This is a genomic window from Atopomonas sediminilitoris (assembly GCF_022601735.1).
GTDB classification, from domain to species: Bacteria; Pseudomonadota; Gammaproteobacteria; order Pseudomonadales; family Pseudomonadaceae; genus Atopomonas; species Atopomonas sediminilitoris.
This window is the reverse complement of the sequence record NZ_JAKUMM010000005.1, coordinates 327,515-352,956: the sequence shown is the minus strand read 5'-3', so window position 1 is coordinate 352,956 and position 25,442 is coordinate 327,515. Positions and strand designations below refer to the sequence as shown.

At 59.5% G+C, this 25,442-nt stretch carries 22 protein-coding genes; 16 read left to right on the top strand and 6 right to left on the bottom strand.

What is annotated here, in order from left to right; all coding sequences use genetic code 11:
- The first annotated feature begins 296 nt into the window (after nt 1-296).
- From MKI83_RS10030 to MKI83_RS10000, 7 genes are all read left to right on the top strand, one after another.
- Nucleotides 297-1,415 carry an ABC transporter ATP-binding protein gene (locus tag MKI83_RS10030; RefSeq protein WP_241585360.1) on the top strand — a complete coding sequence of 373 codons (1,119 nt, stop codon included), beginning with the start codon at nt 297-299 and terminating at the stop codon, nt 1,413-1,415.
- A gap of 46 nt (nt 1,416-1,461) precedes the next feature.
- Nucleotides 1,462-2,535 carry an ABC transporter substrate-binding protein gene (locus MKI83_RS10025; protein ID WP_241585359.1) on the top strand — a complete coding sequence of 358 codons (1,074 nt, stop codon included), beginning with the start codon at nt 1,462-1,464 and terminating at the stop codon, nt 2,533-2,535.
- Nucleotides 2,536-2,595: 60 nt separating this feature from the next.
- Nucleotides 2,596-3,828 (top strand): ABC transporter permease, encoded by a 1,233-nt coding sequence (locus MKI83_RS10020; protein ID WP_241585357.1) that lies wholly within the window; start codon nt 2,596-2,598, stop codon nt 3,826-3,828.
- Between the two features lie 7 nt (nt 3,829-3,835).
- Nucleotides 3,836-4,684: an ABC transporter permease gene (locus tag MKI83_RS10015; protein WP_241585354.1), complete on the top strand. Its 849-nt coding sequence runs from the start codon at nt 3,836-3,838 to the stop codon at nt 4,682-4,684.
- Between the two features lie 225 nt (nt 4,685-4,909).
- Nucleotides 4,910-6,748, top strand: coding sequence for a dihydroxy-acid dehydratase (gene ilvD / locus MKI83_RS10010; protein WP_241585352.1), 1,839 nt, complete (start codon nt 4,910-4,912; stop codon nt 6,746-6,748).
- 141 nt (nt 6,749-6,889) lie between these two features.
- Nucleotides 6,890-7,858 (top strand): ABC transporter substrate-binding protein, encoded by a 969-nt coding sequence (locus tag MKI83_RS10005; RefSeq protein WP_241585383.1) that lies wholly within the window; start codon nt 6,890-6,892, stop codon nt 7,856-7,858.
- Nucleotides 7,855-10,872, top strand: coding sequence for a hybrid sensor histidine kinase/response regulator (locus MKI83_RS10000; RefSeq protein WP_241585351.1), 3,018 nt, complete (start codon nt 7,855-7,857; stop codon nt 10,870-10,872). Before MKI83_RS10005 ends, MKI83_RS10000 begins: the two co-directional genes overlap by 4 nt.
- Before the next feature lies 1 nt (nt 10,873).
- Here the strand turns inward: MKI83_RS10000 and MKI83_RS09995 are convergent, their stop codons facing one another.
- Nucleotides 10,874-11,386, bottom strand: a complete 513-nt coding sequence (locus tag MKI83_RS09995; RefSeq protein WP_241585348.1) for a dihydrofolate reductase — start codon at nt 11,384-11,386, stop codon at nt 10,874-10,876.
- A 100-nt stretch (nt 11,387-11,486) separates the two neighbouring features.
- On the opposite strand from MKI83_RS09995, the gene MKI83_RS09990 reads away from it, so the two are divergent.
- Nucleotides 11,487-12,848 carry a DUF2868 domain-containing protein gene (locus MKI83_RS09990; RefSeq protein ID WP_241585346.1) on the top strand — a complete coding sequence of 454 codons (1,362 nt, stop codon included), beginning with the start codon at nt 11,487-11,489 and terminating at the stop codon, nt 12,846-12,848.
- Nucleotides 12,845-14,212 (top strand): GTPase/DUF3482 domain-containing protein, encoded by a 1,368-nt coding sequence (locus tag MKI83_RS09985; RefSeq protein WP_241585344.1) that lies wholly within the window; start codon nt 12,845-12,847, stop codon nt 14,210-14,212. The genes MKI83_RS09990 and MKI83_RS09985 overlap by 4 nt, the downstream gene beginning before the upstream one ends.
- A 20-nt stretch (nt 14,213-14,232) precedes the next feature.
- Here the strand turns inward: MKI83_RS09985 and MKI83_RS09980 are convergent, their stop codons facing one another.
- The 3 genes from MKI83_RS09980 to MKI83_RS09970 form a co-directional block, all read right to left on the bottom strand.
- Nucleotides 14,233-14,841, bottom strand: a complete 609-nt coding sequence (locus MKI83_RS09980; protein WP_241585342.1) for an SPOR domain-containing protein — start codon at nt 14,839-14,841, stop codon at nt 14,233-14,235.
- Between the two features lie 3 nt (nt 14,842-14,844).
- A complete protein-coding gene (gene argS, locus MKI83_RS09975; RefSeq protein ID WP_241585341.1) occupies nt 14,845-16,584 on the bottom strand; it encodes an arginine--tRNA ligase in 1,740 nt (579 codons plus the stop codon).
- 96 nt (nt 16,585-16,680) lie between these two features.
- A complete protein-coding gene (locus MKI83_RS09970; RefSeq protein ID WP_241585340.1) occupies nt 16,681-17,439 on the bottom strand; it encodes an NRDE family protein in 759 nt (252 codons plus the stop codon).
- Nucleotides 17,440-17,559: 120 nt separating this feature from the next.
- On the opposite strand from MKI83_RS09970, the gene MKI83_RS09965 reads away from it, so the two are divergent.
- From MKI83_RS09965 to hslU, 5 genes are all read left to right on the top strand, one after another.
- Nucleotides 17,560-18,342, top strand: coding sequence for a sulfite exporter TauE/SafE family protein (locus MKI83_RS09965; RefSeq protein WP_241585339.1), 783 nt, complete (start codon nt 17,560-17,562; stop codon nt 18,340-18,342).
- A 14-nt stretch (nt 18,343-18,356) separates the two neighbouring features.
- Entirely contained in the window at nt 18,357-19,151 is a 795-nt protein-coding gene (gene lgt / locus MKI83_RS09960) for a prolipoprotein diacylglyceryl transferase (RefSeq protein ID WP_241585338.1), read from the top strand.
- Nucleotides 19,148-19,942, top strand: a complete 795-nt coding sequence (locus tag MKI83_RS09955) for a thymidylate synthase (protein ID WP_241585337.1) — start codon at nt 19,148-19,150, stop codon at nt 19,940-19,942. Before lgt ends, MKI83_RS09955 begins: the two co-directional genes overlap by 4 nt.
- Before the next feature lie 102 nt (nt 19,943-20,044).
- Nucleotides 20,045-20,581 (top strand): ATP-dependent protease subunit HslV, encoded by a 537-nt coding sequence (gene hslV / locus MKI83_RS09950; protein WP_241585336.1) that lies wholly within the window; start codon nt 20,045-20,047, stop codon nt 20,579-20,581.
- 23 nt (nt 20,582-20,604) lie between these two features.
- Nucleotides 20,605-21,945 carry an ATP-dependent protease ATPase subunit HslU gene (hslU, locus tag MKI83_RS09945; RefSeq protein WP_241585335.1) on the top strand — a complete coding sequence of 447 codons (1,341 nt, stop codon included), beginning with the start codon at nt 20,605-20,607 and terminating at the stop codon, nt 21,943-21,945.
- A 95-nt stretch (nt 21,946-22,040) separates the two neighbouring features.
- Here the strand turns inward: hslU and MKI83_RS09940 are convergent, their stop codons facing one another.
- On the bottom strand, nt 22,041-22,616 hold the full coding sequence (locus tag MKI83_RS09940; RefSeq protein ID WP_241585334.1) for a YceI family protein: 576 nt from the start codon (nt 22,614-22,616) through the stop codon (nt 22,041-22,043).
- Nucleotides 22,617-22,635: 19 nt separating this feature from the next.
- Complete coding sequence (locus MKI83_RS09935; RefSeq protein WP_241585332.1) at nt 22,636-23,190, bottom strand: cytochrome b; 555 nt, start codon at nt 23,188-23,190, stop codon at nt 22,636-22,638.
- A 190-nt stretch (nt 23,191-23,380) separates the two neighbouring features.
- Here MKI83_RS09935 and MKI83_RS09930 point away from each other — a divergent pair, with 190 nt between their 5' ends.
- Together MKI83_RS09930 and MKI83_RS09925 are read left to right on the top strand one after the other, a co-directional pair.
- A complete protein-coding gene (locus MKI83_RS09930) occupies nt 23,381-24,517 on the top strand; it encodes a GGDEF domain-containing protein (protein WP_241585330.1) in 1,137 nt (378 codons plus the stop codon).
- Nucleotides 24,518-24,645: 128 nt separating this feature from the next.
- Nucleotides 24,646-25,440: a substrate-binding periplasmic protein gene (locus tag MKI83_RS09925; protein ID WP_241585329.1), complete on the top strand. Its 795-nt coding sequence runs from the start codon at nt 24,646-24,648 to the stop codon at nt 25,438-25,440.
- Nucleotides 25,441-25,442: the final 2 nt, after the last annotated feature.

The window sequence follows — 25,442 nt, the reverse complement described above, 5'->3', positions numbered from 1 at the left end:
ACTTCGCTAAAACCGCAAGAGATTCAATCACTTGCCGCTCGCTGCGAAGAGGGGCGCATTATAGGCCCAGCAGTTTTACCGTCAACTGTTTTGCTGCGACATAAACGTACAGATTCCCACTGCCGCCTCGACAGCCTTGCCACAGCGGGCTACAACATGGCGTCTAGTACTTTGGTCTATGCTGGCTGAGGTGACAGCGCGAGGTTTTGCGCGTACACCTAATGCACCTGCGAGATCTCGCTCACCCGCACAGCACCCCACAAGGGTGACTATTAATAAGAACAATCGGGGGATGTATGGCTGACACAGCCAATGCGGCGCCATTTCTACAATTCAAAGGGGTTAAGAAAACCTACGACCAAAAGCACTTAGTGGTCGTGGACTTCAACCTTGATGTCGCCAAAGGTGAGTTCATCACCCTCTTGGGCCCGTCAGGCTCAGGCAAAACAACCTGCTTGATGATGCTGGCCGGTTTCGAAGACGTCACCAGCGGCGAGATTCTGATCAACAACCAGCCGGTGAATAGCATTGCGCCGTACAAGCGCAATATCGGCATGGTGTTTCAGCAATATGCGCTATTCCCGCACATGACCATTCGCGAGAACCTCGCCTATCCGCTGAATATACGCAAACTCCCCAAAGACCAAGTCGACGCCAAGGTTGCTGAATACCTAACGCTGGTTGAGCTTGAACGCTTCGGCAATCGCTACCCAGGCCAACTCTCTGGCGGACAACGGCAACGCGTTGCACTGGCCCGCGCGCTGATTTTTGCCCCCGACATCGTATTGATGGATGAGCCGCTCGGCGCGCTGGATAAAAAACTGCGCGAGCAAATGCAGTACGAAATCAAGCGCCTGCACGAGCAACTGGGCTTTACCGTTATTTATGTCACGCATGATCAGACTGAAGCGCTGACCATGTCAGACCGCATTGCGGTGTTCAATGCCGGCATCGTGCAGCAATGCGCGACACCGGACGAACTCTACGAGCGCCCCGCCAACTTATTTGTCGCTGACTTCATTGGCGAGAGCAACAAGCTGCCAGGGAGTCTGATCGCCATTGAAAGCGACATGGCGCGCTGCCAACTGGCGGACGGCAGCAGCGTGCAAGCCCGTGTGGCCAACGTCACCGACACCGGCAGTCACGTCACCGTATCGGTGCGCCCTGAGAAACTCACGATCAGTCGTGAGCAACCGGCCAGCGGTAACCATACCCAAGCCCACTTTATTACGCGCCTCTACGTGGGCGAGTACATTCGCTACCACTTCGCCTTAAGCGATGGCACCGACGTGGTGGTGAAAACCCTAAACGACAGCAACGCCCCGCAGTTGGCCGCCAAACAGGCTGTTTGGTTGACCTGGGACGCGCTGGACAGTCAGGCGCTCGACCGTGCGGGGGCCGGTTCTGCGTCGTAACGTCGATCTGCCTCCCAGCACAACCACCAAAGAGAAGGACATCCGCATGCGTATCAAGACTTTGACCCGTATTTCGACCGTCGCCTTAAGTGCTGCTTTATTTGGCACCTCGCTCAGCGCGCAGGCCGAGCAAACGCTGACCGTTGTTTCCTGGGGTGGCGCCTACGGTGCCGCACAGAAAACCCACATGGTTGACCCGTTCCAAAAAGAAAGCGGCACCAAGGTGCTGTTTGAGGACTACTCCGGCGGCATTGCCGAGATGAAGGCCCAGGTTGAATCCGGCAATATCCAGTGGGATGTCGTCGACGTTGAAGTGATCGACCTTGAGCGCGCTTGCTCTGAAGGCCTGCTGGAAGAAATCCCCCGCGATATCCTACCGGCTGGCGTTGACGGCACACCGGCCGCCGATGACTTCATCCCTGATGCGTTATCGAGCGAGTGCGCGATCGGCAACATCGTCTGGTCCGTGGTGTTTGCCTATAACAAAGACACCATTGGCGCGACGCCTGCCGCCAGCGTTAAAGACTTCTTCGACACCAGCAAAATCGCCGGCAAGCGCGCCCTGCGTAAGCGCCCACAGGTCAACATGGAATGGGCTCTGCTGGCTGACGGCGTAGCACCTAAAGACGTGTATGAGCTGCTGGCCACGCCCGAAGGCCAAGATCGCGCGTTTAAAAAACTCGACACCATTAAGAAAGACATCGTCTGGTTTGACTCGTGGTCACAAGCCCCACAACTGTTAAACGATGGCGGCGCGGTGCTGGTGCAGTCGGCCAACGGCCGCTTCTATGACGCCATCCGCAAAGAAAACAAGCCGTTTGAAATCGTCTGGGATGGCCACGTGTTCGACCTCGATGCGTGGTCGGTACTCAAAGGCACCAAGAACAAAGAAGAAGCCTTCAAGTTCATTGCCTTCGCCACCCAGTCCAAGCCTCTGGCGGGTATGTCTGACGTTGCCTACGGCCCGACTCGTAAGTCGTCTACCCCTCTGATGGATCCGGCCGCCGCGCCGCACCTGCCGACTGCTCACCTCGACAAAGGCCTGCGCGCCAGTTCTGAGTTCTGGGCTGACTACGGTGAGTCGCTGGGCGAGAAGTTCAACGAGTGGCTGTTGAAGTAAGCCTCTAAGCCCGACACGGCCGTGCTGTGTCGGGCTGTTTTACACACCCAGGATGAAACCATGAGCGCATTAAACCCCGAAGAGTTACAGCAAGCCCGTCGCGCCGAGCGCCGCAAACGCTGGCTGGCTTTTGCTTTCGTGGTGCCGCTGTTGGTGTTTATTTTGCTCTCGTTTGTCGCCCCGATTGGCGCCATGCTCTATCGCAGCGTGCACCACCCCACCGTGGCCGAACTGATCCCGCAAACGCTGACGCAACTTGAAGCCTGGGACGGCCAAGGCCTGCCCGCCGAACAAACACTCAATACCTTTACCGTTGAACTACAAGCACTGGCCAAAGAGCGCCTGTCCGGCAAATTAGCCGAGGAGTTCAACCGGGCTTACGCCGGCATGTCGAGCGTGGTGAAGTCCAGCGCGCGCAAATTGCGCCGCGAGAAAACCGAAGATTTGCAAAGTGCCGGCGGACAGCGTCTGCTGAGCCTGCATAAACGCTGGAACGAACCCGAGCTGTGGTTTCAGGTTAAGCGCGCCGGCGCACCGTACACCTACGATTATTACCTGACAGCGCTGGATTTAGAGATCAGCGCCGAGGGCGGTATCCAGTCGCGCGAACAAGCGCAAATTTACCGCCAGCTATACGGCAAAACACTGAACATGGCCCTGATCATCACCTTGTTCTGCGCCTTGCTCGGCTATCCACTGGCGTACTTCTTGGCCAACTTGCCGGACAAGAAAGCCAACCTGCTGATGATTTTAGTGCTGCTGCCGTTCTGGACATCATTACTGGTACGCACCACGGCGTGGATTGCACTGCTGCAAACCAATGGCGTGATCAACTCGTTTTTGATGGGCATCGGCCTGACCAGCGAACCGCTGGAAATGCTCTACACCCCGTTTGCCACCGTGGTGGCGATGACCCACATCTTGCTGCCGTTTATGGTGCTGCCGCTGTACAGCGTGATGCGCGGCATCGACCCCAGCTACTTGCGCGCAGCGATGTCGTTGGGCGCCAAGCCCATACCGGCCTTTGTGCGCATTTATTTCCCCATGACCTTGCCCGGTCTTAGTGCCGGGGCGCTGCTGGTGTTCATTATCTCGGTCGGCTACTACATCACCCCGGCCTTAGTCGGCGGTACCGACGGTCAAATGATCAGCAACATCATTGCCTTTCACATGCAAAGCTCCAACAACTGGGAACTCGCCGCTGCGCTGGGGTCGTTGCTGCTGGGCTTAATTCTGTTGCTGTATTGGGTGTACGACCGTTTTGTCGGCGCCAGCAACATCAAACTCGGTTGAGGTAACCATGGCCCATCCCGCGTATTACGGCCTCTGGCACAAACTCGGCAGCGCCTTGCTCAAAGGCAGCTCGTATGTGGTGCTGCTGTTTTTGATTTTGCCGATTCTGGTCATTGTGCCGCTGTCGTTTAATGCCGAGCCCTTCTTCACCTTTACCGAAGGCATGCTGCGCTTTGACCCGGACGCTTACTCGCTGCGCTGGTACGAGCAAATCTTCACCGACCCTAAATGGCTGCTGTCGATCAAGAACAGCTTCATCATTGGCCTGTTTTCTACCTTACTCGCCACCGTTCTGGGCACCTGCGCAGCCATTGGCTTGGCTCGGGACGAAATGCCCGGCCGGCGTTTCATTACCGCCCTGCTGCTCTCACCGATGATCGTGCCCTTGATCATCACCGCCGCCGGCATGTTCTTCTTTTATTCCAAGTTCAACTTGGCCGCGACTTACACCGGCATCGTCATCGCCCACGCCGCACTCGGCACCCCCTTTGTGATCATCACCGTCACCGCCACGTTAGCCGGCTTTGATATGTCGCTGGTACGCGCCGCCCTGAACCTGGGCGCGGCACCGCTCAAAGTATTCTTTGATGTGATCATGCCGTTGATTCGCCCCGGGGTGATCTCCGGCGCGCTGTTTGCTTTTATTACCTCGTTCGACGAAGTGGTGGTCATCCTGTTTATGGCCGGCCCGCAGCAGCGCACCATTCCACGGCAGATGTTTTCTGGCCTGCGTGAACAGATCAATCCGACCATTTTGGCGGTGGCGACCTTGTTGATCGTGCTTTCGGTGATTCTTCTGCTGACGCTGGAATGGCTGCGTCGCCGAAGCCAGCACATGCGCGGCATCGAGAACTAAAGAGCGTCTGAGCGAATACCTGCACACCCCAATGGCGCCGTTGTGCAGCGTTCGCTCACACCGCTAGCAAGCGCTTTGTCACGCTTATTACGCGCCGCAAGCCCTGTGCTTGCGTCGCGCGGCGATTAAATCTGCACCGCCCTAAGCCCGACAAAAGCGTTCCTGCGTGCGACATGGGTACGGTATCCTTGCGAGCTTACCGTGATCGCTGCAGGAACCTTTGTCATGCCTGACTACCGCTCGAAAACCTCTACCTTCGGCCGCAACATGGCCGGCGCGCGCGCCCTGTGGCGAGCCACCGGCATGAAAGACGACGACTTTCAAAAGCCGATCATTGCGGTGGCCAACTCGTTCACTCAGTTCGTGCCCGGGCACGTACACCTCAAGGACATGGGCCAGCTGGTAGCGCGTGAGATTGAAAAAGCCGGCGGCGTGGCCAAAGAGTTCAACACCATCGCCGTCGACGACGGCATCGCCATGGGTCACGACGGCATGCTGTACTCGCTGCCCAGTCGCGAAATCATCGCCGACTCGGTCGAGTACATGGTCAACGCCCACTGCGCCGACGCCATTGTGTGCATCTCCAACTGCGACAAAATCACCCCCGGCATGCTGATGGCGGCGCTGCGCCTGAACATTCCCGTGGTGTTTGTCTCCGGCGGACCAATGGAAGCGGGTAAAACCAAGCTGGCCAGCCACGGCCTCGACTTGGTTGACGCCATGGTCGCCGCGGCCGACGACAACTGCTCCGACGATACTGTGGCTGAATACGAGCGCAGCGCTTGCCCTACGTGCGGCAGCTGCTCGGGCATGTTCACCGCCAACTCGATGAACTGTTTAACCGAAGCCTTGGGCCTGTCTCTGCCGGGCAACGGCTCGACCCTTGCCACCCACGCCGACCGCGAGCAGCTGTTCTTGCGGGCGGGCCGTTTGATTGTCGAGCTGTGCAAGCGCTACTACGGCGACAATGACGACAGCGTGCTGCCACGCAACATCGCCAATTTCAAAGCCTTCGAAAATGCGATGACGCTGGACATCGCCATGGGCGGCTCGACCAACACCATCCTGCACTTGCTCGCCGCCGCGCAAGAAGCCGAAATCGATTTTGACCTGCGCGACATCGATCGCCTGTCACGCCTAGTACCGCAGCTGTGCAAAGTGGCGCCCAATATTCAGAAGTACCATATGGAAGACGTCCACCGCGCCGGCGGCATCTTCTCCATCTTGGGGGAATTGGCCCGTGGCGGCTTGCTGCACACCGAAGTCGGTACCGTGCACAGTCGCTCGATGGCCGACGCCATCGTGCAGTGGGACATCACCCAAACCAACGACGAAGCCGTGCACACCTTCTTCAAGGCAGGCCCAGCCGGCATCCCCACGCAGGTGGCCTTTAGCCAAAGCACACGCTGGGACACACTCGATCTCGACCGCGAAAACGGCTGTATCCGCAGCGTCAAGCATGCCTACTCGCAAGAAGGCGGCTTGGCCGTGCTGTACGGCAACATCGCGCTGGATGGCTGCGTGGTGAAAACCGCCGGCGTCGATGAGTCGATTCACGTGTTTGAAGGCAACGCCAAAATCTACGAAAGCCAAGACAGCGCCGTGCGCGGCATTTTGGCCGACGAAGTCAAAGCCGGCGACATCGTCATCATCCGCTACGAAGGCCCCAAAGGCGGCCCCGGCATGCAGGAAATGCTCTACCCCACCAGTTATCTCAAGTCCAAAGGCTTGGGCAAAGATTGCGCGCTACTCACCGATGGCCGCTTCTCCGGCGGCACCTCGGGCTTGTCGATTGGCCATGCCTCGCCCGAAGCAGCGGCCGGCGGCGCGATTGGCTTGGTCAAAGATGGCGACAAAGTGCTGATCGACATTCCCAAGCGCGGCATCCAACTGCTGATCAGCGATGAAGAGCTGGCCGAGCGCCGCGCCGCGCAGGACGCCAAAGGCTGGAAGCCGGTTGAGGTACGTCCACGCAAAGTCACCACCGCACTCAAAGCCTACGCCTTGCTGGCCACCAGCGCGGATAAAGGGGCTGTGCGCGACAAGCAGCTGCTGGATAACTAAGTCCCGAGAGACGCCTTAGCGCGTCACGCTCAGCACAAGGCCCGACTTCGCTCGGGCCTTGTGCTTTTTAGTCCACGCAAAGCGCTGTGCTCTTCTATAGTGAAAGCAGCATTCACTCTTAGGGATCTTTGCGTGCGCCCAATGCCCTGCCTTCGCTCACTGCTGTGCGCTGCGCTGTGTTTACTCTTAAGCGCTTGTCAGCCAACCGAACAACCGCCACTGCGCATCGCCATGTACCCATGGCCAGGCACTGAGTTTCTGTATTTAGCCGAGAAAATGGGCTACTTCAAAGACCACGGCGTCGAGGTAAAACTCTTAGAGCTGGCCAGCCTTAACGATGCCCGCACGAGCTTTGAGCGCGGCCTAGCCGATGGCTTCACCGGCACCTTGATTGAAGTGCTCACCGCACGCCAAATGAGCCATCACAAGCCGCGTATTGTTTTGGTGGTGGATTACTCCAACGGTGGCGACGTCATCATTGCCGGCAACCCCATCAACAGCATTACCGACCTGCGCGCACAGCGCATCGGCATCGAACCCGGCACGCTCAATCTGTACATTTTGCAGCGCGCCCTAGAAAACCACAGCATGACATTGGATGACGTCAAACTTGTCGGCATGACCCAAGAGGCCATGCCCAAAGCCCTGCTGAATCACGAGATTGATGCCGCCGTCACCTACCCGCCCTACTCCGTCGAAGCGCTGCAACAAAGCCAACATCACGTCCTGTTCAGCAGCCGTGACATTCCAGAAGAAGTATTGGATGTGCTGGTCTTCTCTGCCAAAGCGATTGCTGAGCGCCCCAATGACATCATTGCCGTCAAGAATGCCTTTGCAGATGCGCAAGACTTTGCCCGCCGCGAGCCGACCTTGGCCTATCAATACATGGCCGCCCGTGAGCATATTAGTCCGGCTGAATTTGCCCGCATCCTCACGGAAGACATCCGCCTCGTCAGCCCAAGCGAGCAAAATCTGTTTTTCCCGCCCGGCAACAAATTACGCGACAGCCTGCAACGCACCCAAGTAGCGTTACGCATCAGTGGTGATCTTGAGTCCAGCTTGCCCGTGGACGAGCTGATTGCCGCACCGCTGGCAGAGCCAAGCCCATGAGTCCTCGAAGCGTGTTTAGCTTACGCAGCAAAATCCTTATCCCCATGGTGTTGCTGTGGTCACTGCTGTGCATTTTTTTGGTGGGTCTAACCAACCACCGCAGTGAAACCGCCTTACGCGTGCAACTGGAACAGCGCGCGCAATCCCTGCTCGACGCCCTGCAAATGGGCAGCGAAACCGTCGAGCGACGCTATCAACTCAATCGTTTAGTCGCCGCGCTCGGCAACGAACCTGGCATCAACCAGCTGATGTTGATTGCCGGCAGCCCTGCCAGCGTGTTTGCTTCAACTCATGCGTTGCTGCGCGATGTAGAGCTCAGCGAGCTGCCCGACGCGCATGCGCGCGCAGTCATTCTTGATGTCCTGATGGAGCAAAAAGAAAGCCGCCACTTTGTACGTGGCCAGCACTATGAGTTTGCCATTCCGCTGTACATCACCAACTCAAGACTGACCGGCCAGCTGCGCAGCGTCGGCGTCGCCTACTTACAGCTAGACGTACGCAGCCTTGAGCTGCAGCGCCAAAGTGACCTGCGCGAACAAGCGACTTGGGTCGTGGCCGCCATCAGCTTTATTGCCTTGCTCCTCGGCTGGATGCTGCACCAGCTGGTACTCACCCCGCTTAAGCGCCTGAACCATGCCTTGCAGGACGACGATCCACAGCAAGCGCTGAACGCCACCAACGAATCGCTTTCGGGGGAATTTGGCCGCCTAGGGCAAACCTTAAGCGATCAATTTGGCCGTGAGATTGAATACCGCCAGCGCCTCGCCACGATCATCAACCACATTCACGAAGGCCTGATCATTGTTGACGACCAAGGCATCATTCATATCGTCAACCCCGCCTCGTGCACCCTACTCGGCTACCCCGAAGAGCGCCTTTTAGGCCACAACGTCCGCATGCTGTTTGCCGATGAGGCCACCCGTATTCGCATGCTAGAACTGCGCCGCTTAGTGTTTAGCAAAAACGAAGACGCCCTGCCGCCTAACCTCGACATCACCGCCTTGCACAGCGAAGGACACACCTTACAGCTGGAGCTATCCCCCTCGCGCGTGCCAATCGACGGCACGCTGATGCTGATGGCCAGCCTGCGTGACGTTACCCAGCGCCGCGAGCAACTGCGCCTAATGCGAGAGGCCAAAGAAAGCGCCGAAAGCGCCAGCCGCGCCAAAGGCGAGTTCATCGCCACCATTAGCCATGAGATTCGCACACCGATGAATGGCGTGATCGGCATGGCGCAATTACTGAAGAACACCTCGCTCAGCTCGCAGCAAAGTGACTACATCAAAACCCTGCAAAGTTCGGCGCAAATCCTCCTCAGCTTGCTCAACGACACCTTGGATTTCTCCAAAATCGAATCGGGCATGCTGACGCTAGAAGCAATCGACTTTAACTGGGAGCAAGTCGCCCTCGATGTGCACCGCATGTTGCTACCCAAAGCCCGCGAAAAAGGCTTGGAGTTAGTGCTGTACATCGCCCCCGATGTGCCCCTGCAAGCGCGCGGTGATGTCACCCGCATCCGCCAAGTGCTCACCAACTTAATTGGCAACGCGGTGAAATTCACCCACCAAGGCTATGTCTTAACCGAGCTAGAGATCGAGTTCAGCGATGACCAACAAGCCGACTATGTGCTGCGCGTGAGCGACAGCGGCATCGGCATGAGCGCCGTGCAATTGGGTAAGTTATTCACCCCGTTCTCGCAGGCCGACTCCAGCACCACACGCCGCTACGGTGGCACAGGCTTGGGTTTGTCGATTAGTAAGCGCCTGATTGAGCTGATGAGTGGCAGCATTGGCGTACACAGCTTGCCCGATCAAGGCAGCACCTTTGAGGTCAAGCTGCGCCTGCCTTGCCTGCCCGCGGTGACGCTGCCGGACCTCACCGGACGCAACATCTTACTGCTGAGCGATCAGCCGGTGAGCCGGCAAAATCTTGCATTATTTCTGCGCGGTTGCGGTGCCAAAGTCAAAGAAGGCGAACCAACCTTTGCCGACTTAGAGTCACTCCAGCGCCATGGCTGGCTACCCGACATTCTGTTTATCGACAGCGATGCCTGGACCCGCTGGCAAGTCAACGGCCACGGCGAAGACAACCTTGGTCTGCAATGCATCCCCATCGCCTTTAATGACGCGCCACCCGAGAAAGGCAATCCGTGGTTAATCATGCCGATCCAGCGCGCACAGTTATTCCACCTGCTCTTGGGCACCCCCATGCCAGCAGAAGCCAGCGCCGCGGAGGCGAGTCCGCAAAACCTTCAGCTGACGGGCCGCCTGCTGCTGGTCGAAGACACCGAAATCAACCAAGCCGTGATTCGCGCCATGCTAGGCCCCCTGGGGCTAGAAATCGGCATCGCCAACAACGGCGTCGAAGCCTTGCAGATGTTCCAAGAAAGTCGTTGGAACTTAGTCCTCATGGATTGCCTGATGCCGGTGATGGATGGCTTTGAAGCCACACGACAAATCCGCGCACTGGAAAGAGAGCGCGAGCTACCAGCCACCCCCATCATTGCCCTGACGGCCAACGCTTACGCCCAAGCGCGCGAGCAATGCCTCGAAGCGGGAATGGATGCCTTTCTGACCAAGCCGGTCATCCGCGACGAGCTGATCAACACGCTGGCGCATTATCTCGACACCCTCGATCAAGCCCTGCCCGAGCCACTCGGCTGCTGCGCGGCGGGCCGCAGTCACGACTACTCCGCCGTGTTGGGCCTGCTGGCTGACGAGCTGGGCGACGACACGTTGCACAACCTGATCAACAGCTTTATTGCCCAAGCCGGCAGCCTGATCGACAAGGCGCGCCATGCCCTTGAGAGCCAAGACGCTAGCGCGCTGCGCCAACACCTCGTCAGCCTGCAAAAAGCCAGCAGCACCTTGGAGCTAGAAGGTTTAAGGGTGGAGATACAAAGCCTACTGGCACTGGCCGACACCCCCGCCGGACTGACACGGGACAACCTCAGTACGCTCGAAGAACACCTCAGCGACTTGCGCGACTGGGCCCCGGTTAAAAGTAGCGACTGACTTAAGCCAGCTGCCAAACCTCAAAAGCAAAGGCGGGCTTGGTCTCGCGCGCGGGGTGCTCCACTGCGCTGGTGCAGCGCCAGCGTGCATCCAACGCAGGAAAGAACGCATCGCCCTCAGGCGCCAGTGCCACGCGGGTTAGGTATAGGCGTTCGGCTAACGGCAAGGCTTGGCGATACAACTGCGCGCCGCCAATCAGCATGATTTCCTCAGCCTGCTCCAGCTGGGCCCAATCGCGTGCGCGGCGCAGCGCCGCCGGCAGGTCAGTGAACACTTCGGCGCCAGACAAATGTAAATCCGCCTGGCGGCTGATCACGATGTTCAAGCGCCCCGGCAACGGTCGCCCAATCGAGTCCCAGGTTTTACGCCCCATGATCACCGGCTTACCCAGCGTCATGCGCTTAAAGTGCTGTAAGTCCTCGGGCAAATGCCAAGGCAGTTGGTTGTCGACGCCGATCACTTGGTTTTCACCCAAGGCGGCAATCATGGCAAGCGGGATGTGAGTTCTATTCATGGCGCGAGGATAACCAGCAACGGCAAACGACGGAAGGGTAAAACGTGGGCAGGCTGTGGCTGCGCCGCTATCATGGGTAAAACAGCCGATGAGAAACGCCTTGTCCAGCCCCCATCATACCTCGACCTTCGACCGCCTTTGGCTGGCGGAAAGCTTGCGCTTACTGGAAGAGCAACAAGGCCCGCTGGACGATCAAGCAGTGCTTGCGCACCTGCAACAACAAGGCAACCACCGCCCGAAAGACCTGATTTTGCAACGCGCCGCCGCCGAAGGCGCGCGCCTCAAACTCGACCACGCGCAACAGCGCTGGCGTTTACTCCAGCGCCTCGGCTCGCCACTACTGGCGCTTTTAGCCCTGCTCTCCGGAGGTTTGCTTAGCGCTAGCTTGCTCGGTGATGGCAGCCAGCCGGTGAATATCTTCGTTGTCTTGTTGGGCCTCGGTGGCTTGGCCAGCCTAACCTTAGTGCTCTGGCTGGGCGGCATGCTGCTACGCCAATCCAGCAGCGTACTCGGCCGACTCTGGCTGGACGTGCAGCGCCTTAGCCTAGGCGATGGCAACGCGGCATGGCTCGCGCGCGGTTATGCAGCGCTGCTCAGCCGTGGCCACCTCTTGCGCTGGCAGCTCGGGCTAATCAGCCATAGCTTTTGGCTGCTGCACTTAACCGGCGCACTGTTAGGCCTCGTGTTGCTATTGAGTGTGCGCCGCTATGGTTTTATCTGGGAGAGCACCCTGCTGCCGGCCGAGAGCTTCATCACTCTCACGCAACCCATCGGCATGGCCGCCGCCCTGCTCAATCTGCCGCAGCCCGACCTCGGTCAAATCGCCGCCAGCGATCAATGGCAACGCCACGACGCCGCACTGCAGCAAGCGTGGGCTGGCTGGCTGTTGGCCGCGTTACTGCTGTATGTCTGGCTACCGCGCTTGATCGGCGTCATCGTCTGCGCGCTGCACTATCAGCGCCGGCAACGTCGACTCGATATCGACCTGAGCCTGCCGGGCTACGCCACCCTCGCCAACCGGCTCCAGCATCGCTCGCTTGGCGTGCTCGATGCGGAACACCCGCACACCAGCACCCGCGCAACCCATGCCGCCCCCAGCGCAGGCTCTGGCCAATGGTTGGTCGGACTAGAGCTGGCCGATGACGAACCGTGGCCGCTCAGCCACGCCGAAGGCTGGCGGGATGGCGGTGTCCTGCGCCAGCGTCAACACAGCGCCGCTCTGCTGCAAGGCTGGCAAGCTCAGCCGCCACAACATCTGCTGCTGGTGTGCGACGCACGGCAAACACCCGACCGTGGCCTTGAGCGCTGGCTAGAAAGCCTCGCCAACGCCGCCGCACAGCCCGCCTTGCTATTGCTGCACGCCGAACACAGCCCACGCCTAGCCCTGTGGCAACAACTCAACTGGCCACACCCCCGCTTTGAACACTGGGCCCAGGCCCACGCGTGGACGCAATCAGCATGAACACAACCGCACTGCGCTTGGCCGTGGTTGGCCACAGCAACACCGGCAAAACCTCGCTGCTACGCACCCTGTTGCGCGACCGGGACTTTGGCCAAGTGGCCGATCGAGCCGGCACCACACGGCATGTCGAAGGCGCGCGCCTGAGCATCGACGGTGCAACCGCCCTCGAGCTGTTTGATACCCCAGGGCTTGAAGACCCCAGCGGCCTGCGCGATTACCTCGACCTACTGTGCCCGAGCAGCGAGCGACTGGATGGCCCCGCGCGCATCGAGCGCTTTCTCGCCTCCAGCGAGGCCAGCCGCCGTTACGAGCAAGAAGCCAAAGTACTGCGCCAACTCAGCCACAGCGATGCCGGGCTTTACGTGATTGATGCGCGCGACCCTGTCTTGGGCAAGCATCAAGATGAACTCGCCCTGCTGAGCGACTGCGCCAAACCCCTGCTGCCGGTGCTTAACTTCAGCGCCGCCAGCCACAACCGCGCCGCCGCATGGGCTGATGCATTGGCCCGTGCCGGGCTGCATGCCTACGTGCCCTTCGACACCGTAGCCCCTGCCGAAGGCGGTGAAGCCCAGCTATACGCCAGCTTGGCGCTACTGATCAGCCACGGCAAAGCGGCACTGACCCGCCTCACCGAACACCTTGCCGAGCAGCGCCAACAGCGCCAGCACGCCGGCATCCGCTGTATCGCCGAACTGCTACTGAACAGTGCTGCGCTACGCCACAGCGTGCCCAGCGCCAACGCCGCAGCCGCGCTGAGTGAGTTGCAAAACACGCTGCGCGAACGTGAACAGCATTGTGTGCGCAACCTGCTGCAGCTGTACGGTTTTCATCCAGACGACGCCCTGCCCGACCATCTACCGCTTAATGCCGGGCGTTGGGGCGATGACCTGTTTCACCCCGAGACCCTCAAGCAACTCGGCATCAAGGTGGGTGGCGGCATGGCGGCTGGCGCGGCCAGCGGTGTTGGCATCGACTTGCTGTTTGGCGGCATGACCTTAGGTGCCGCGGCCTTACTGGGCGCCGTCGCTGGCGGCGGCCTGCAAACCGCGCGTAATTATGGCAAACGCCTGATCGGCAAGCTGAAAGGCCACGCCGAACTCACCGTCGACGACAACTTACTGCGCCTGCTGGCCGCCCGCGGTTTATGGCTACTCGCCGCCCTCGACACACGCGGCCACGCCGCCACCGAGGCACTACAAGGGCAAACACCAACAGCGCCATGGCCCGACGCACTGCCCAAACCGCTGCGCCAAGCACGGGCGCATCCCCAGTGGTGTGCGTGGCAAGAGCAAGCCACCGATGAAGAGCGGCAACGCGCCGTTAGCGAGTTAGCCGCTGTTCTGCACGACTCTCGGCAGGCCTAAGGCTTATAGAAAAATCGGCGTTACCGGCGCTGCAACTGCAAATTACTAAAGCCATTGGCGGATAACGTCGTGCGCGCGGCTTTCAGTTCGTTTTCATTGCCGTAAGGGCCGGCCAGTACGCGGTACCACGTTTCTTCACGCACCTTGCCTGACTCCACATGCACGTCCTGCCCCATGAGCAGTAATTGCGCGCGCAGTTTGTCGGCGGCGGCATCGCTGCGGAAGGCACCTATCTGCAGATAGAACTGCACAGGCTTGGCAGCGGGTTCGGCCGTTTTGCTGTCGTCGCCAGCTTTGGCCTCAGCAGCTGCGGCATCCGCCGGCTTTTTATCTGCGACTTTGGGCTGCGCACCCGGCGGCACGATGACTTCGGACTCCGGCAGCAGGGTGTAAAAGTCATATTTCGGCTTAGCCGGCTCATCCGCCTTGGGCTTGGCCGCCGGCGCCGGTTTAGCCACCGCTGACGGGCGCTGCACTTGCTTGCCGCCCGGCTCCAACTGGTTGAGGAACATGATCACGCCGCCAATCGCCACGCCAGCCACCAACCACAACCAGCCGGGTACCGGCTTTTTTGCTGGGGCTTGGTAGCGGCTTGCGCCGCGCTGTGGGGCTTTGCGTTTGGCGGCCATAACTTACATGCGCTCCAGCGTTTGCAGGCCCAGCAGCGCCAAGCCTTGTTGTAGCGTACGGCCCGTCAGCGCGGCGAGGCGCAGGCGGCTCGCCTGCAATTCAGGCGTTTCGGCGCTGGCAATCGGGCAGTGCTCGTAGAAGCTGGAGAACAAGCCCGCCAGCTCAAACAAGTAAGCGCACAACATGTGCGGCACGCCTTTGTCCGCCACGCCTTGCAGCACATCGTTGAACTGCGCCAGCTTAGTGCCTAACTCTTGCTCTTGGGCGGCGAGCAGTTGGATCTGCCCGTCGAGCTTGGCTGGGTCGCGCTCCAGCTTACGGAAGATGCTCGCCACACGGGTGTAGGCGTACATCAGATAAGGCGCGGTGTTGCCCTCAAAGCTGAGCATCTGTTCAAAGTTAAAGCAGTAGTCGCTGGTGCGGTGCTTGGATAAGTCGGCGTATTTCACCGCGCCAATGCCCACGGCACGCGCAATCTGGCGCAGCTCGGCGTCGTCCAGCTCGCCGTTTTTCCCCTTCACCAGCGCATAGGCGCGCTCTTCGGCCTCAATCAGCAGATCGACCAGCTTGACCGTGCCGCCGCTGCGGGTTTTGAACGGCTTGCCATCGGCGCCGTTCATAGTGCCAAAGCCCATGTGCTCAAGGCTCATCGCGACATCGACGAAACCCGCCAGTTTGGCCACCTTGAACACTTGCTGAAAGTGCAGCGCTTGGCGCTGATCGACAAAATACAGCGCACGATCGGCTTCCAGCGTTTGGCTGCGGTAACGCATCGCGGCCAAGTCGGTGGTGGCGTACAAATAGCCACCGCCGGCCTTTTGCACGATCACCGGCAGCGGATTGCCTTCGGCATTTTTAAATTCTTCGAGGAACACACACTGCGCGCCCTCGCTCTCGCTGAGCAAGCCTTGGTCGCGCAAAGCGCTGACGATGCCCGCCAACTCGGCGTTGTAGGCGCTTTCGCCGCGCACATCATCGCGCGTCAGACTGACGTTAAGGCGCTCGTACACGTCTTGGCAGTGACTGAGCGAGATTTCATTGAAGCGATGCCATAGCTGCAAACACTTTTCATCACCTGCTTGCAGCGCCACCACCAACTCGCGCGCGCGGTCGGCAAAGGCCGGCGACTCATCAAAACGGCCTTTGGCGGCGCGGTAGAACACTTCAAGATCGGCCAGTTCGGCATCGCCGGCGTCGCCTTGTTCTTCCATGTAGGCCAGCAGCATGCCGAATTGCGTGCCCCAGTCACCGACGTGGTTCTGGCGAATCACGGTGTGGCCCAAAAACTCCAATACGTGTGCCACTGCATCGCCAATGATGGTCGAGCGCAGGTGGCCGACGTGCATTTCTTTAGCCAAGTTGGGGGAGGATAAATCCACCACCACGCGCTGCGGCTCGGCGGCCAGCTGAATGCCTAAATGCACATCGTTCAAGGCGGCATCCAGCTGGCGCGCCAGATAGCCATCGTCTTGGAAGAAATTCATAAAGCCCGGGCCAGCCAGTTCAACCTTGGCAATCGCGGCATTGGCCGGCAGGGCATCCACCAACATTTGCGCCAAATCGCGCGGCTTTTTACCGGCAGGTTTGGCCAGCATCAGGGCGATGTTGGAGGCAAAATCACCGTGGCTCTTGTCCTTGGTGTTTTCGACCTGAATATCGGGCGACAGCTCAGCCGGCAGCACTTGCTGGGCTTTGAGGGTGTCGATGGCGTGCTGGATCAACTGACGGATTTGATTCTTCATAAACTCAAGACTGCTGGGCGCGCGCAAGGACGCCGGGCGAATGGATGCGAACGCGGCATTATAAGGGATACTCCGCGCCTGTCAGCGCTTGCGGCGTTATTCGTTACTGACGATGAATGACTCGTGACAATCGCCCAGCGCCACGCCATGCGGGCCAAAGCTGCGCTCGAACAGCTCCGCGCGCTCGCGCCCCAGACGCAGCACGCTGCTAGCACGGGTGCCGTAGGCTTCGCTTTGAATGAAGGCGCTGCCAAGCAGGCGCTCCCACACCAAGCCAATGCCGGTATCGGGCAGATGATGATCGGCGGGCTGTGTGGGGTCGGCGAGTAACTCAAGGTAATGCGCCAGCGGCGCCTCGGCGGTCAAGCCCAACAAGCCTTCGCGGGTGCGCAGTAGCTTAGGCCACGGCGTATCTAAGGCCGCGTTCGACATGCCGTAACTGCCCGCTTCGAGCACGCGCGGCGCGCCTTCTTGCGAGTTGTAGTACACCAACTGCGCCGGCGTGCCGACCAGCAAGTTAAAGCCGCTGTAATCGCCTGCGGCGGCGTGCACCTGCTCGGCGTAGGCCAATGGCGTGCTGCTGGCGGTCAAAAAGTCTGCGGTTAATTCGCCGCGTGAGCGTGCGCCCTGCGGCAGACTCAAGTCGCGCACATTGGTCAGCGCGGCAAAGCGGCCGCTGCGCGTCACGCCCAGCCAAGTTCCGCCCGCTTGCACATCACGCCCGGCCAGCACCTGCGGCGCGTCCGTCCACCACTGCAGCGCTTGGGTGGGACGCGCATAGAACTCGTCGCGATTGGCCGCCATGCGCAAGGGCATGTCGCTCTCTGGCTGCCAAGTAAATACGATCAGGCACATAGGCTCCTCCTTGCGGGCAGTCTCCCGCCTGTTGGCCTGCTGAGCAAGTCACAGGCTGCGCCGGCGGTGTTACCATCGCCACCTTAACTTGCGCAGTTCGACGCAAGCGTGGGGAACAACATGGAATTTTTACTGTATCTGGCCCTTGGCGCGGCCGCTGGCACCTTGGCCGGCTTGTTTGGTGTAGGCGGTGGCACGGTGATTGTACCGGTGCTGGTCTACAGCTTTGTCGCGCAGGGTATGGATAGCAGCGTGCTCACACACATGGCGGTGGGCACCTCGCTGGCGACGATCATCTTCACCTCGATCAACTCTGTGCTGGAGCACCACAAAAAAGGCGCGGTGCTGTGGTCGGTGGCCGGCTGGATGAGCGTCGGTATTTTGCTCGGCGCAGGCCTAGGCGCGCTGACCGCAGACGCCATCCAAGGCCCGTGGCTACAAAAGCTGATCGGCGTGTTCGCCATTGTGATTGCGCTACAGCTAGCGCTAGAGCTTAAACCCAAGGCCGCCAAACCCTTGCCGGGCAAAGCTGGCTTAGGGGTGGTCGGTACGCTGGTGGGCTGGGCCTCGGCGATTTTCGGTATCGGCGGCGGCTCGCTGAATGTGCCGTACTTAACGTGGCGCAGCGTGCCGGTGCAACAAGCGGTGGCCACCTCCGCCGCGTGCGGCTTTCCGATTGCCGTCGCCGGTGCGATCAGCTTTATGTGGGTCGGCCACGGCACGCCCAATTTGCCCGAGTGGAGCATTGGCTATGTTTACCTGCCGGCGCTGCTGGGGATTGCACTGACCTCCATGCCGTTCGCCCGCGTGGGTGCGCGCTTGGCGCATCGTTTGTCGCCGCGCCTGCTTAAGCGTTTATTTGCTTTATTGCTCACCGTGGTGGGCGTGTCTTTCCTGATTTAACGAGTTCATCACGCATGCTCAGCTACCCGCAAATCGACCCCGTGGCGTTTAGCCTTGGCCCCTTGGACGTGCACTGGTACGGCCTCACCTACCTGTTCGGTATTGGCGGCGCGTGGCTGTTGGCCAAAACACGTCTCGCCCGTTTTGACGCGCAGTGGACCAACGACAAGCTGTCCGACCTAATCTTCTGGGTCGCCATGGGCATCATCCTTGGCGGCCGTTGCGGCTACGTGTTGTTCTATAACTTCGACCAATTCCTAGCCAACCCGCTGTGGTTGTTCAAAGTCTGGGAAGGCGGCATGTCGTTCCACGGCGGCCTGATCGGGGTGATGCTCGCCACGTGGCTGTTTGGGCGCAAAAACGGCAAAAGCTTCTTCGAGCTGATGGACTTTATCGCCCCGTTGGTGCCGGTTGGATTAGGCGCAGGCCGGATCGGTAACTTTATCGGCGGCGAACTCTGGGGCCGCGCCAGCGATGTGCCATGGGCCATGGTGTTCCCGCGGGATCCGCTGCAAGTCGCCCGCCACCCCTCACAGCTGTATCAAGCCGCGCTGGAAGGCCTCGCCCTGTTTGTGCTGCTGTGGGCTTACTCACGCAAGCCACGCCCAACCATGGCGGTATCCGGCATGTTCCTGATTGGCTACGGCGTGTTCCGTTTTGTGATTGAATTTGTTCGCGAGCCTGACGCCCAGCTTGGCTATATCGCCTTCGGTTGGTTGACCATGGGCCAACTGCTGACCGTGCCCATGCTGCTGGCCGGCGGCGCACTGATCACTTGGGCCTACCGTCGCCAAGGAGCCACCGCATGAAGCAATACCTCGACCTGATGCGCCACGTGCGCGAACACGGCACGTTCAAAGAAGACCGCACCGGCACCGGCACCTACAGCGTGTTTGGCCACCAAATGCGCTTTGATTTAAGTGCAGGCTTCCCGCTGGTGACCACCAAAAAGTGCCATTTAAAATCGATCGTGCATGAGCTGCTGTGGTTCTTACAGGGCGACACCAACATTCGCTACCTGAAAGAAAACGGCGTCAGCATTTGGGACGAATGGGCCGATGAAAACGGCAACCTCGGCCCCGTATACGGCTACCAGTGGCGCAGCTGGCCAACGCCCAACGGCGAATCCATCGACCAGATCAGCCAGCTGATCGACATGATCAAGCGCAACCCAGACTCGCGCCGCTTGATTGTGAGCGCGTGGAACCCCGCCCTAGTCGAGCAGATGGCCCTGCCGCCGTGTCATGCACTGTTCCAGTTTTACGTCGCCGACGGCAAGCTCAGCTGCCAGCTCTACCAACGCTCGGCGGATATCTTCTTAGGCGTGCCGTTCAACATCGCCAGCTACGCGCTGCTGACCTTGATGGTGGCGCAAGTCTGCGGCCTTAAGCCTGGCGAATTTATCTGGACCGGCGGCGACTGCCACCTGTACGCCAACCACATCGAACAAACCGACCTGCAACTGAGCCGCCAACCACACCCGCTGCCGCAGATGCACATCAACCCCGAAGTCAGCGATTTGTTTGCCTTTAAGTTCGCAGACTTCGAACTGCAAAACTACACCGCCCACCCGCACATCAAAGCGCCGGTGGCGGTGTAGCCCCCGCGCCGACCAGTCTGTTGCGCAGCTGGTCGGCGATGGTTGAAATCCCTCACTCCTGCCCCCACCTCCTTTAAAAGCACACGGGCAGGAGTACTCCCCTTGACCACTATCGTTTCAGTTCGCCGCGGCGGCACCGTCGTCATGGGTGGCGACGGCCAAGTTTCCCTCGGCAACACGGTTATGAAAGGCAACGCAAAAAAAGTGCGCCGCCTGTACCACGGCAAGGTGATTGCTGGCTTTGCCGGCGCCACCGCCGATGCCTTCACCCTGTTTGAGCGCTTTGAAGCACAGCTGGAAAAACACCAAGGCCATCTGGTGCGCGCTGCCGTGGAGCTAGCCAAAGACTGGCGCACCGACCGCAGCCTGAGCCGCCTGGAGGCCATGCTCGCGGTGGCCAACCAAGACGCCAGCCTGATCATCACCGGCAATGGCGATGTGGTAGAACCCGAGCACGGCTTGATCGCCATGGGCTCGGGCGGCGGCTACGCCCAAGCGGCAGCCATGGCGCTGCTGCAAAAAGGCGATGCCAGCCTAAGCGCGCGCGAGATTGCCGAAACCGCGCTGAACATCGCCGGCAGCATTTGCGTGTTCACCAACCAGAACTTGACGATTGAAGAGCTGGACTCCGCGGTTTAACCGGAGTTGGCTGGAGCCTTAGCATGTCCATGACCCCCCGCGAAATCGTCCACGAGCTGGACCGCCACATCATCGGCCAAAACGACGCCAAGCGCGCCGTGGCCATCGCCCTGCGTAATCGTTGGCGGCGGATGCAATTGGCGGCAGATTTACGCCAAGAAGTCACACCCAAGAACATCCTGATGATCGGCCCCACCGGCGTGGGTAAAACCGAAATCGCCCGCCGCTTAGCCAAGCTGGCGAATGCGCCGTTCTTGAAGGTGGAAGCGACCAAGTTCACCGAAGTAGGCTATGTTGGCCGCGATGTTGAGTCGATCATCCGCGATCTTGCCGACGCCGCGCTAAAAATGCTGCGTGAGCAGGCCGTGCACAAGAACCGCGATCGCGCCGCCGACGCCGCCGAGGAGCGCATTCTCGATGCGCTACTGCCGCCGGCGCGCACAGGCTTCGGTGATGAGCCGGTTAAAAGCGAAGACAGCAGCACGCGCCAGCTGTTTCGCAAGAAGCTGCGCGAAGGCCAGCTGAACGATAAAGAGATCGACATCGAGGTCAGCGAAGCCCCGATGGGCGTCGAAATCATGTCCCCACCGGGCATGGAAGAGATGACCAATCAGCTGCAAAACTTGTTCTCAGGCCTAGGCAAAGAGCGCAAAAAGACCCGCAAGCTGAAAGTCAGCGAAGCGCTCAAGCTGATTCGCGACGAAGAAGCCGCGCGTCTGGTCAACGAGGACGAGCTAAAAGCCCGCGCGCTAGAAGCGGTCGAGCAAAACGGCATCGTGTTTATCGACGAGATCGACAAAGTCGCCAAGCGCGGCAACACCGGTGGCGCCGATGTGTCCCGCGAGGGGGTGCAGCGTGACCTGCTGCCCCTGATCGAAGGCAGCACGGTGAACACTAAGCTGGGCATGGTCAAAACCGACCATATCTTGTTTATCGCCTCGGGGGCTTTTCATCTGAGCAAGCCCAGCGATTTGATCCCAGAGCTGCAAGGCCGCCTGCCGATCCGCGTCGAGCTCAAAGCGCTGACCCCGGATGACTTCAAACGCATCCTGCGCGAACCGCATGCTTCGCTCACCGAGCAATACCAAGCGCTGCTGGCCACCGAAGGGCTGGCGGTTGAGTTTGCCGATGACGGTATCGAGCGCCTCGCGCAGATCGCTTTTCAGGTCAACGAGAAGACCGAAAACATCGGCGCGCGCCGTTTGCACACCCTGCTGGAACGCTTGCTGGAAGAAGTCTCTTTCAGCGCCGCCGATCTGGCCGGCCAGCAAAACGGCCAAGCGTTATGCATCGATGCCGCTTATGTTGACGGCCACTTGGGCGAGCTGGCGCAGGACGAAGACCTGTCACGCTACATCCTCTAATTCCCAAGCTTGAACCCCTGCGGCAGGCATGTCGCAGGCAACAAAAAGGCGGCGAGGTCACCCTCGCCGCCTTTTTAATCGCCAGAACAATCGCGTTACTGGCGTACACCCTCAACCGACAGGGTCAGCTCGACTTCTTGCGAAGCAGGGCCTAAGTCCATGGCGATATCGAAGTCCTTGAGCTTGATCGTGGTGCTACCGGCAAAACCGGCGCGGAAACCGCCCCACGGGTCTTGACCCATACCGACCAACTCAGCCTTGATCAGCACCGGCTTGGTCACGCCATTCAAGGTCAGGTCGCCGCTGATGTCGGCGGTTTTGTCGCCGGTCATCTTCACGCCGGTCGAGGCAAAGCTGGCTTGCGGGTGCTTATCCACATTGAGGAAATCATCGCTGCGCAAGTGCTTGTCACGCTCAGCGTGGTTGGAGTCGATGCTCGCCGTGTTGATGGTGACATTGACCTTGCTCGCCTCAGGCGCGGCTTCGTCGTAGCTGAAGCTGCCGTCGAAGTCTTTGAACGTGCCGTACAGCCAGCTGTAGCCCAAGTGGCTAATTTTGAAATTGATAAAGGCGTGCTGGCCTTTCTTGTCGATGGCGTAATCGGCAGCCATTGCTTGTGGGGCTATCACGGCGGCGCTCAGCGCCAGTGCGGCTAGGGTTTTCTTTAGCATCGTATTCTCCTCGGGGTTGTTATTCGCCACGCCCGCCGAGCATGCGGCGTAGGGTGGCATCACGATCAATAAAGTGGTGTTTCAAGGCAGCCGCTGCATGCAGCACCACCAAGCCAATCAAGCCCCACGCCAGTAACTCGTGAACCCAACCGGCAATATCCTCTTGCTCGGGTAAACCGCTGATCAGCGCCGGCACACTGAACACGCCGAACACCTCAATCGCACGGCCATCGGCGGTACTGATCAGATAGCCGCTGGCCATCAACGCGAACAGCACAAGGTACAAAGCCCCATGCCCAGCCTTGGCGGCCACGCGCACCAACGCGCTGTGCCCGGCTAATGGCTTAGGTTGTGGGCTCAACAAGCGCCAGCTCAAACGCAGCAGCATCAACACCAACAGACAGATGCCGACACTCTTATGCAGCTCGGGCGCGTCTTTACGCCAAGGGTCGTAGTAACCCAGGTCCATCATCCACAGACCCCACGCAAACATACCGATCACTACCAGTGCCACCAGCCAGTGCAGGGTGATACTCAGCCAGCCGTAGCGGTCATCTTGATTCTTTAGCGACATACACGCTCCTTCACTAATGCCGCCAGTTTAGACGCTGAAAAACTGATTAAAAGCGCAAAAATACGCCGAAAAAGATCAGTTAATTCGATATTAGATCGCCCAGCAACGTTGGTCTGACGTCAACAGGTCAGCAAAGTTGCATCGCATTTACTGCCTAACATTGCCGCGCCGCGCTGCTACGCTAATCAGCATGAAGCTCACCTCTTTACTGCACAAACTGTACTGCTGGCTACCGGCCTACTCTCTGCTCTCGCATACGGATGAGCAGCAGTTCCGTCGCCAACTGATTGCCGAGCACCGCGCGCAAAGCCTGCGTTATATCGTGCTGGCGCTGGCCGTGCTGATGGCCTTTATCGTCAGCAATCAAGTGGCAGGCGCGCCATGGCACAACGCCGCCGACGTACTGCGCGGCGCTTGCATCGCGCTGATCACACTGACCATGCTGTGCACGCGAACGCTGTCGGACGCGCATTGGTTAAGGGCTTGGTTTGCCTGTTGCGGCCTGCTCATGGCATTACTGGTGGGTGTGTTTGTCGCCACCGCCGAACGGTGGGGCTACCTCAACGAGGGCGGCCCCATCGTCGCCATGCTGATCTTTGGCTCCATCACCGTGCTGCACTTGGGGCAAAAGCTGTTGCTGTGGGCCATCCTCGTGCTGGGCTTAGTGCTAATGGCAAAGCTGGGCAGCCCCATTAGCGGCTGGACCTTCTTCTACATGGTGTTGTGCTGGGTGCTAATGGCCTATGTGCAATATCAAATCGACGTCTTGCAACGCCAGCACTACATCGCCGAGCAAGCTGAACGGATTAAAGCCGAAACCGACAAGCTCACCGGCACCTTAAACCGCCATGCCTTTGAGGCCCGCCTAACGCAGCTGATCGACGACTTAAAACCCCAGCAAGCCCTGACGGTTGGCATGTTGGATATTGACTACTTCAAGCGCTACAACGACCACTACGGGCATTTGCAAGGCGATCAGGCGCTGATTGCCGTGGCACGCTGCCTTAAGCAACTGCCGCTGGATTTACTCGTGCGCTTCGGCGGTGAAGAGTTCATCGTGGTGAAAGTGCACAACGGCCCAATACCAAGGGAGCTCACGCAACTGCACGAGCAGATCGCGGCCCTGCAATGGCCACATGCACAGAGCCCTTTTCAGCACCTGAGTGCCTCGGTCGGCCTTGCCAGTTATGTGTGCAAAGAGCGCGGCGAACCGCTGCCAGCCAACTTGCTTGGCGGCGCTGATAGCGCGTTGTATGCGGCTAAAGAGCAAGGGCGCAATCGCACCATCGCACGCGATATCGCCGCCAGCACCGCTGCCACCGCCTGATTTAGAGCGCCCGCACGGGCAGCAAAAAGCCACGCCGCCTGCTACGATCAAACCACTCAGCGCTGCGGATTCAGCGCGGAATTTTGCCAAGAAAAGCCACCGCCATCACTGCCAAAATCGAGACTACTTTGCCGTTAGCTCGCTTACTGAAACTATCCCCGTTGTGTCGCATCAGTGTTGTCGCCCTGATGCTGGTTTGCGCCGGCATCAGCCACGCACAAGAGATCAACCTCGCCTTTGCCGATGACTCGCCCCCGCTGACCTACGCGAAAAACGGCCAAGCACTGGGCATCATTCCAGAGCTGGCGCAGTGGCTGATTGAGCACACGCCAGGCCTGAGTTTTAAGGCCACCGCCTTGGCATGGCCACGCGCCCAGCGCGAAGTGGAACAGGGTCGCCTCGATGGTTTCTTGACGTATCCCTCCGGCGAGCGGCAAAACTACGCCGTGTTTACCCCATCAGCGGTGTACCACATCAACTCGTCATACCTGATTTACCGTCACGACAACCCCCACCGTGCGCGCATGGAGCGCGCCACCCAGCTGTCTGATCTCAACGGCCTGACATTGGTGGCCCCCAGCGGCACCGGCTTTGTCGATGACAATATTCCTGCGGGCATCCAGCGTGTGTTCACGCCGCACGTAGAGAGTGTTTATCACCTGCTGTTTAAGCGCCGTAATGGCGACTTCACCCTGCTCCCGCCCGAACAAGCTATCTATTCAACCAAGCAGCTGGGCTATCACGGTGCCTTGCGCTATCACGCGGTGGACTTCATCCCTAACTCAAAAATCCCACTGCACTTGGGCATCAGTAAAGCCAATCCCAAAGCGCAGGCATTGATTGCGCTGTTAGAAAGCACCCTGCAAACAACCGCCTTCAAACAAGCGCACGCCCGCATTGTGAAGAGCTACCGCACCCCGTGATC

Excerpts from the sequence above, each read along its gene's own strand:
- MKI83_RS10030 (WP_241585360.1), top strand. The coding sequence starts at position 297 with ATGGCTGACACAGCCAATGCGGCGCCATTTCTACAATTCAAAGGGGTT.
- MKI83_RS10025 (WP_241585359.1), top strand. The coding sequence starts at position 1,462 with ATGCGTATCAAGACTTTGACCCGTATTTCGACCGTCGCCTTAAGTGCT.
- MKI83_RS10020 (WP_241585357.1), top strand. The coding sequence starts at position 2,596 with ATGAGCGCATTAAACCCCGAAGAGTTACAGCAAGCCCGTCGCGCCGAG.
- MKI83_RS10015 (WP_241585354.1), top strand. The coding sequence starts at position 3,836 with ATGGCCCATCCCGCGTATTACGGCCTCTGGCACAAACTCGGCAGCGCC.
- ilvD (WP_241585352.1), top strand. The coding sequence starts at position 4,910 with ATGCCTGACTACCGCTCGAAAACCTCTACCTTCGGCCGCAACATGGCC.
- MKI83_RS10005 (WP_241585383.1), top strand. The coding sequence starts at position 6,890 with ATGCCCTGCCTTCGCTCACTGCTGTGCGCTGCGCTGTGTTTACTCTTA.
- MKI83_RS10000 (WP_241585351.1), top strand. The coding sequence starts at position 7,855 with ATGAGTCCTCGAAGCGTGTTTAGCTTACGCAGCAAAATCCTTATCCCC.
- MKI83_RS09995 (WP_241585348.1), bottom strand. The coding sequence starts at position 11,386 with ATGAATAGAACTCACATCCCGCTTGCCATGATTGCCGCCTTGGGTGAA.
- MKI83_RS09985 (WP_241585344.1), top strand. The coding sequence starts at position 12,845 with ATGAACACAACCGCACTGCGCTTGGCCGTGGTTGGCCACAGCAACACC.
- MKI83_RS09980 (WP_241585342.1), bottom strand. The coding sequence starts at position 14,841 with ATGGCCGCCAAACGCAAAGCCCCACAGCGCGGCGCAAGCCGCTACCAA.
- argS (WP_241585341.1), bottom strand. The coding sequence starts at position 16,584 with ATGAAGAATCAAATCCGTCAGTTGATCCAGCACGCCATCGACACCCTC.
- MKI83_RS09970 (WP_241585340.1), bottom strand. The coding sequence starts at position 17,439 with ATGTGCCTGATCGTATTTACTTGGCAGCCAGAGAGCGACATGCCCTTG.
- MKI83_RS09965 (WP_241585339.1), top strand. The coding sequence starts at position 17,560 with ATGGAATTTTTACTGTATCTGGCCCTTGGCGCGGCCGCTGGCACCTTG.
- lgt (WP_241585338.1), top strand. The coding sequence starts at position 18,357 with ATGCTCAGCTACCCGCAAATCGACCCCGTGGCGTTTAGCCTTGGCCCC.
- MKI83_RS09955 (WP_241585337.1), top strand. The coding sequence starts at position 19,148 with ATGAAGCAATACCTCGACCTGATGCGCCACGTGCGCGAACACGGCACG.
- hslU (WP_241585335.1), top strand. The coding sequence starts at position 20,605 with ATGTCCATGACCCCCCGCGAAATCGTCCACGAGCTGGACCGCCACATC.
- MKI83_RS09940 (WP_241585334.1), bottom strand. The coding sequence starts at position 22,616 with ATGCTAAAGAAAACCCTAGCCGCACTGGCGCTGAGCGCCGCCGTGATA.
- MKI83_RS09935 (WP_241585332.1), bottom strand. The coding sequence starts at position 23,190 with ATGTCGCTAAAGAATCAAGATGACCGCTACGGCTGGCTGAGTATCACC.
- MKI83_RS09930 (WP_241585330.1), top strand. The coding sequence starts at position 23,381 with ATGAAGCTCACCTCTTTACTGCACAAACTGTACTGCTGGCTACCGGCC.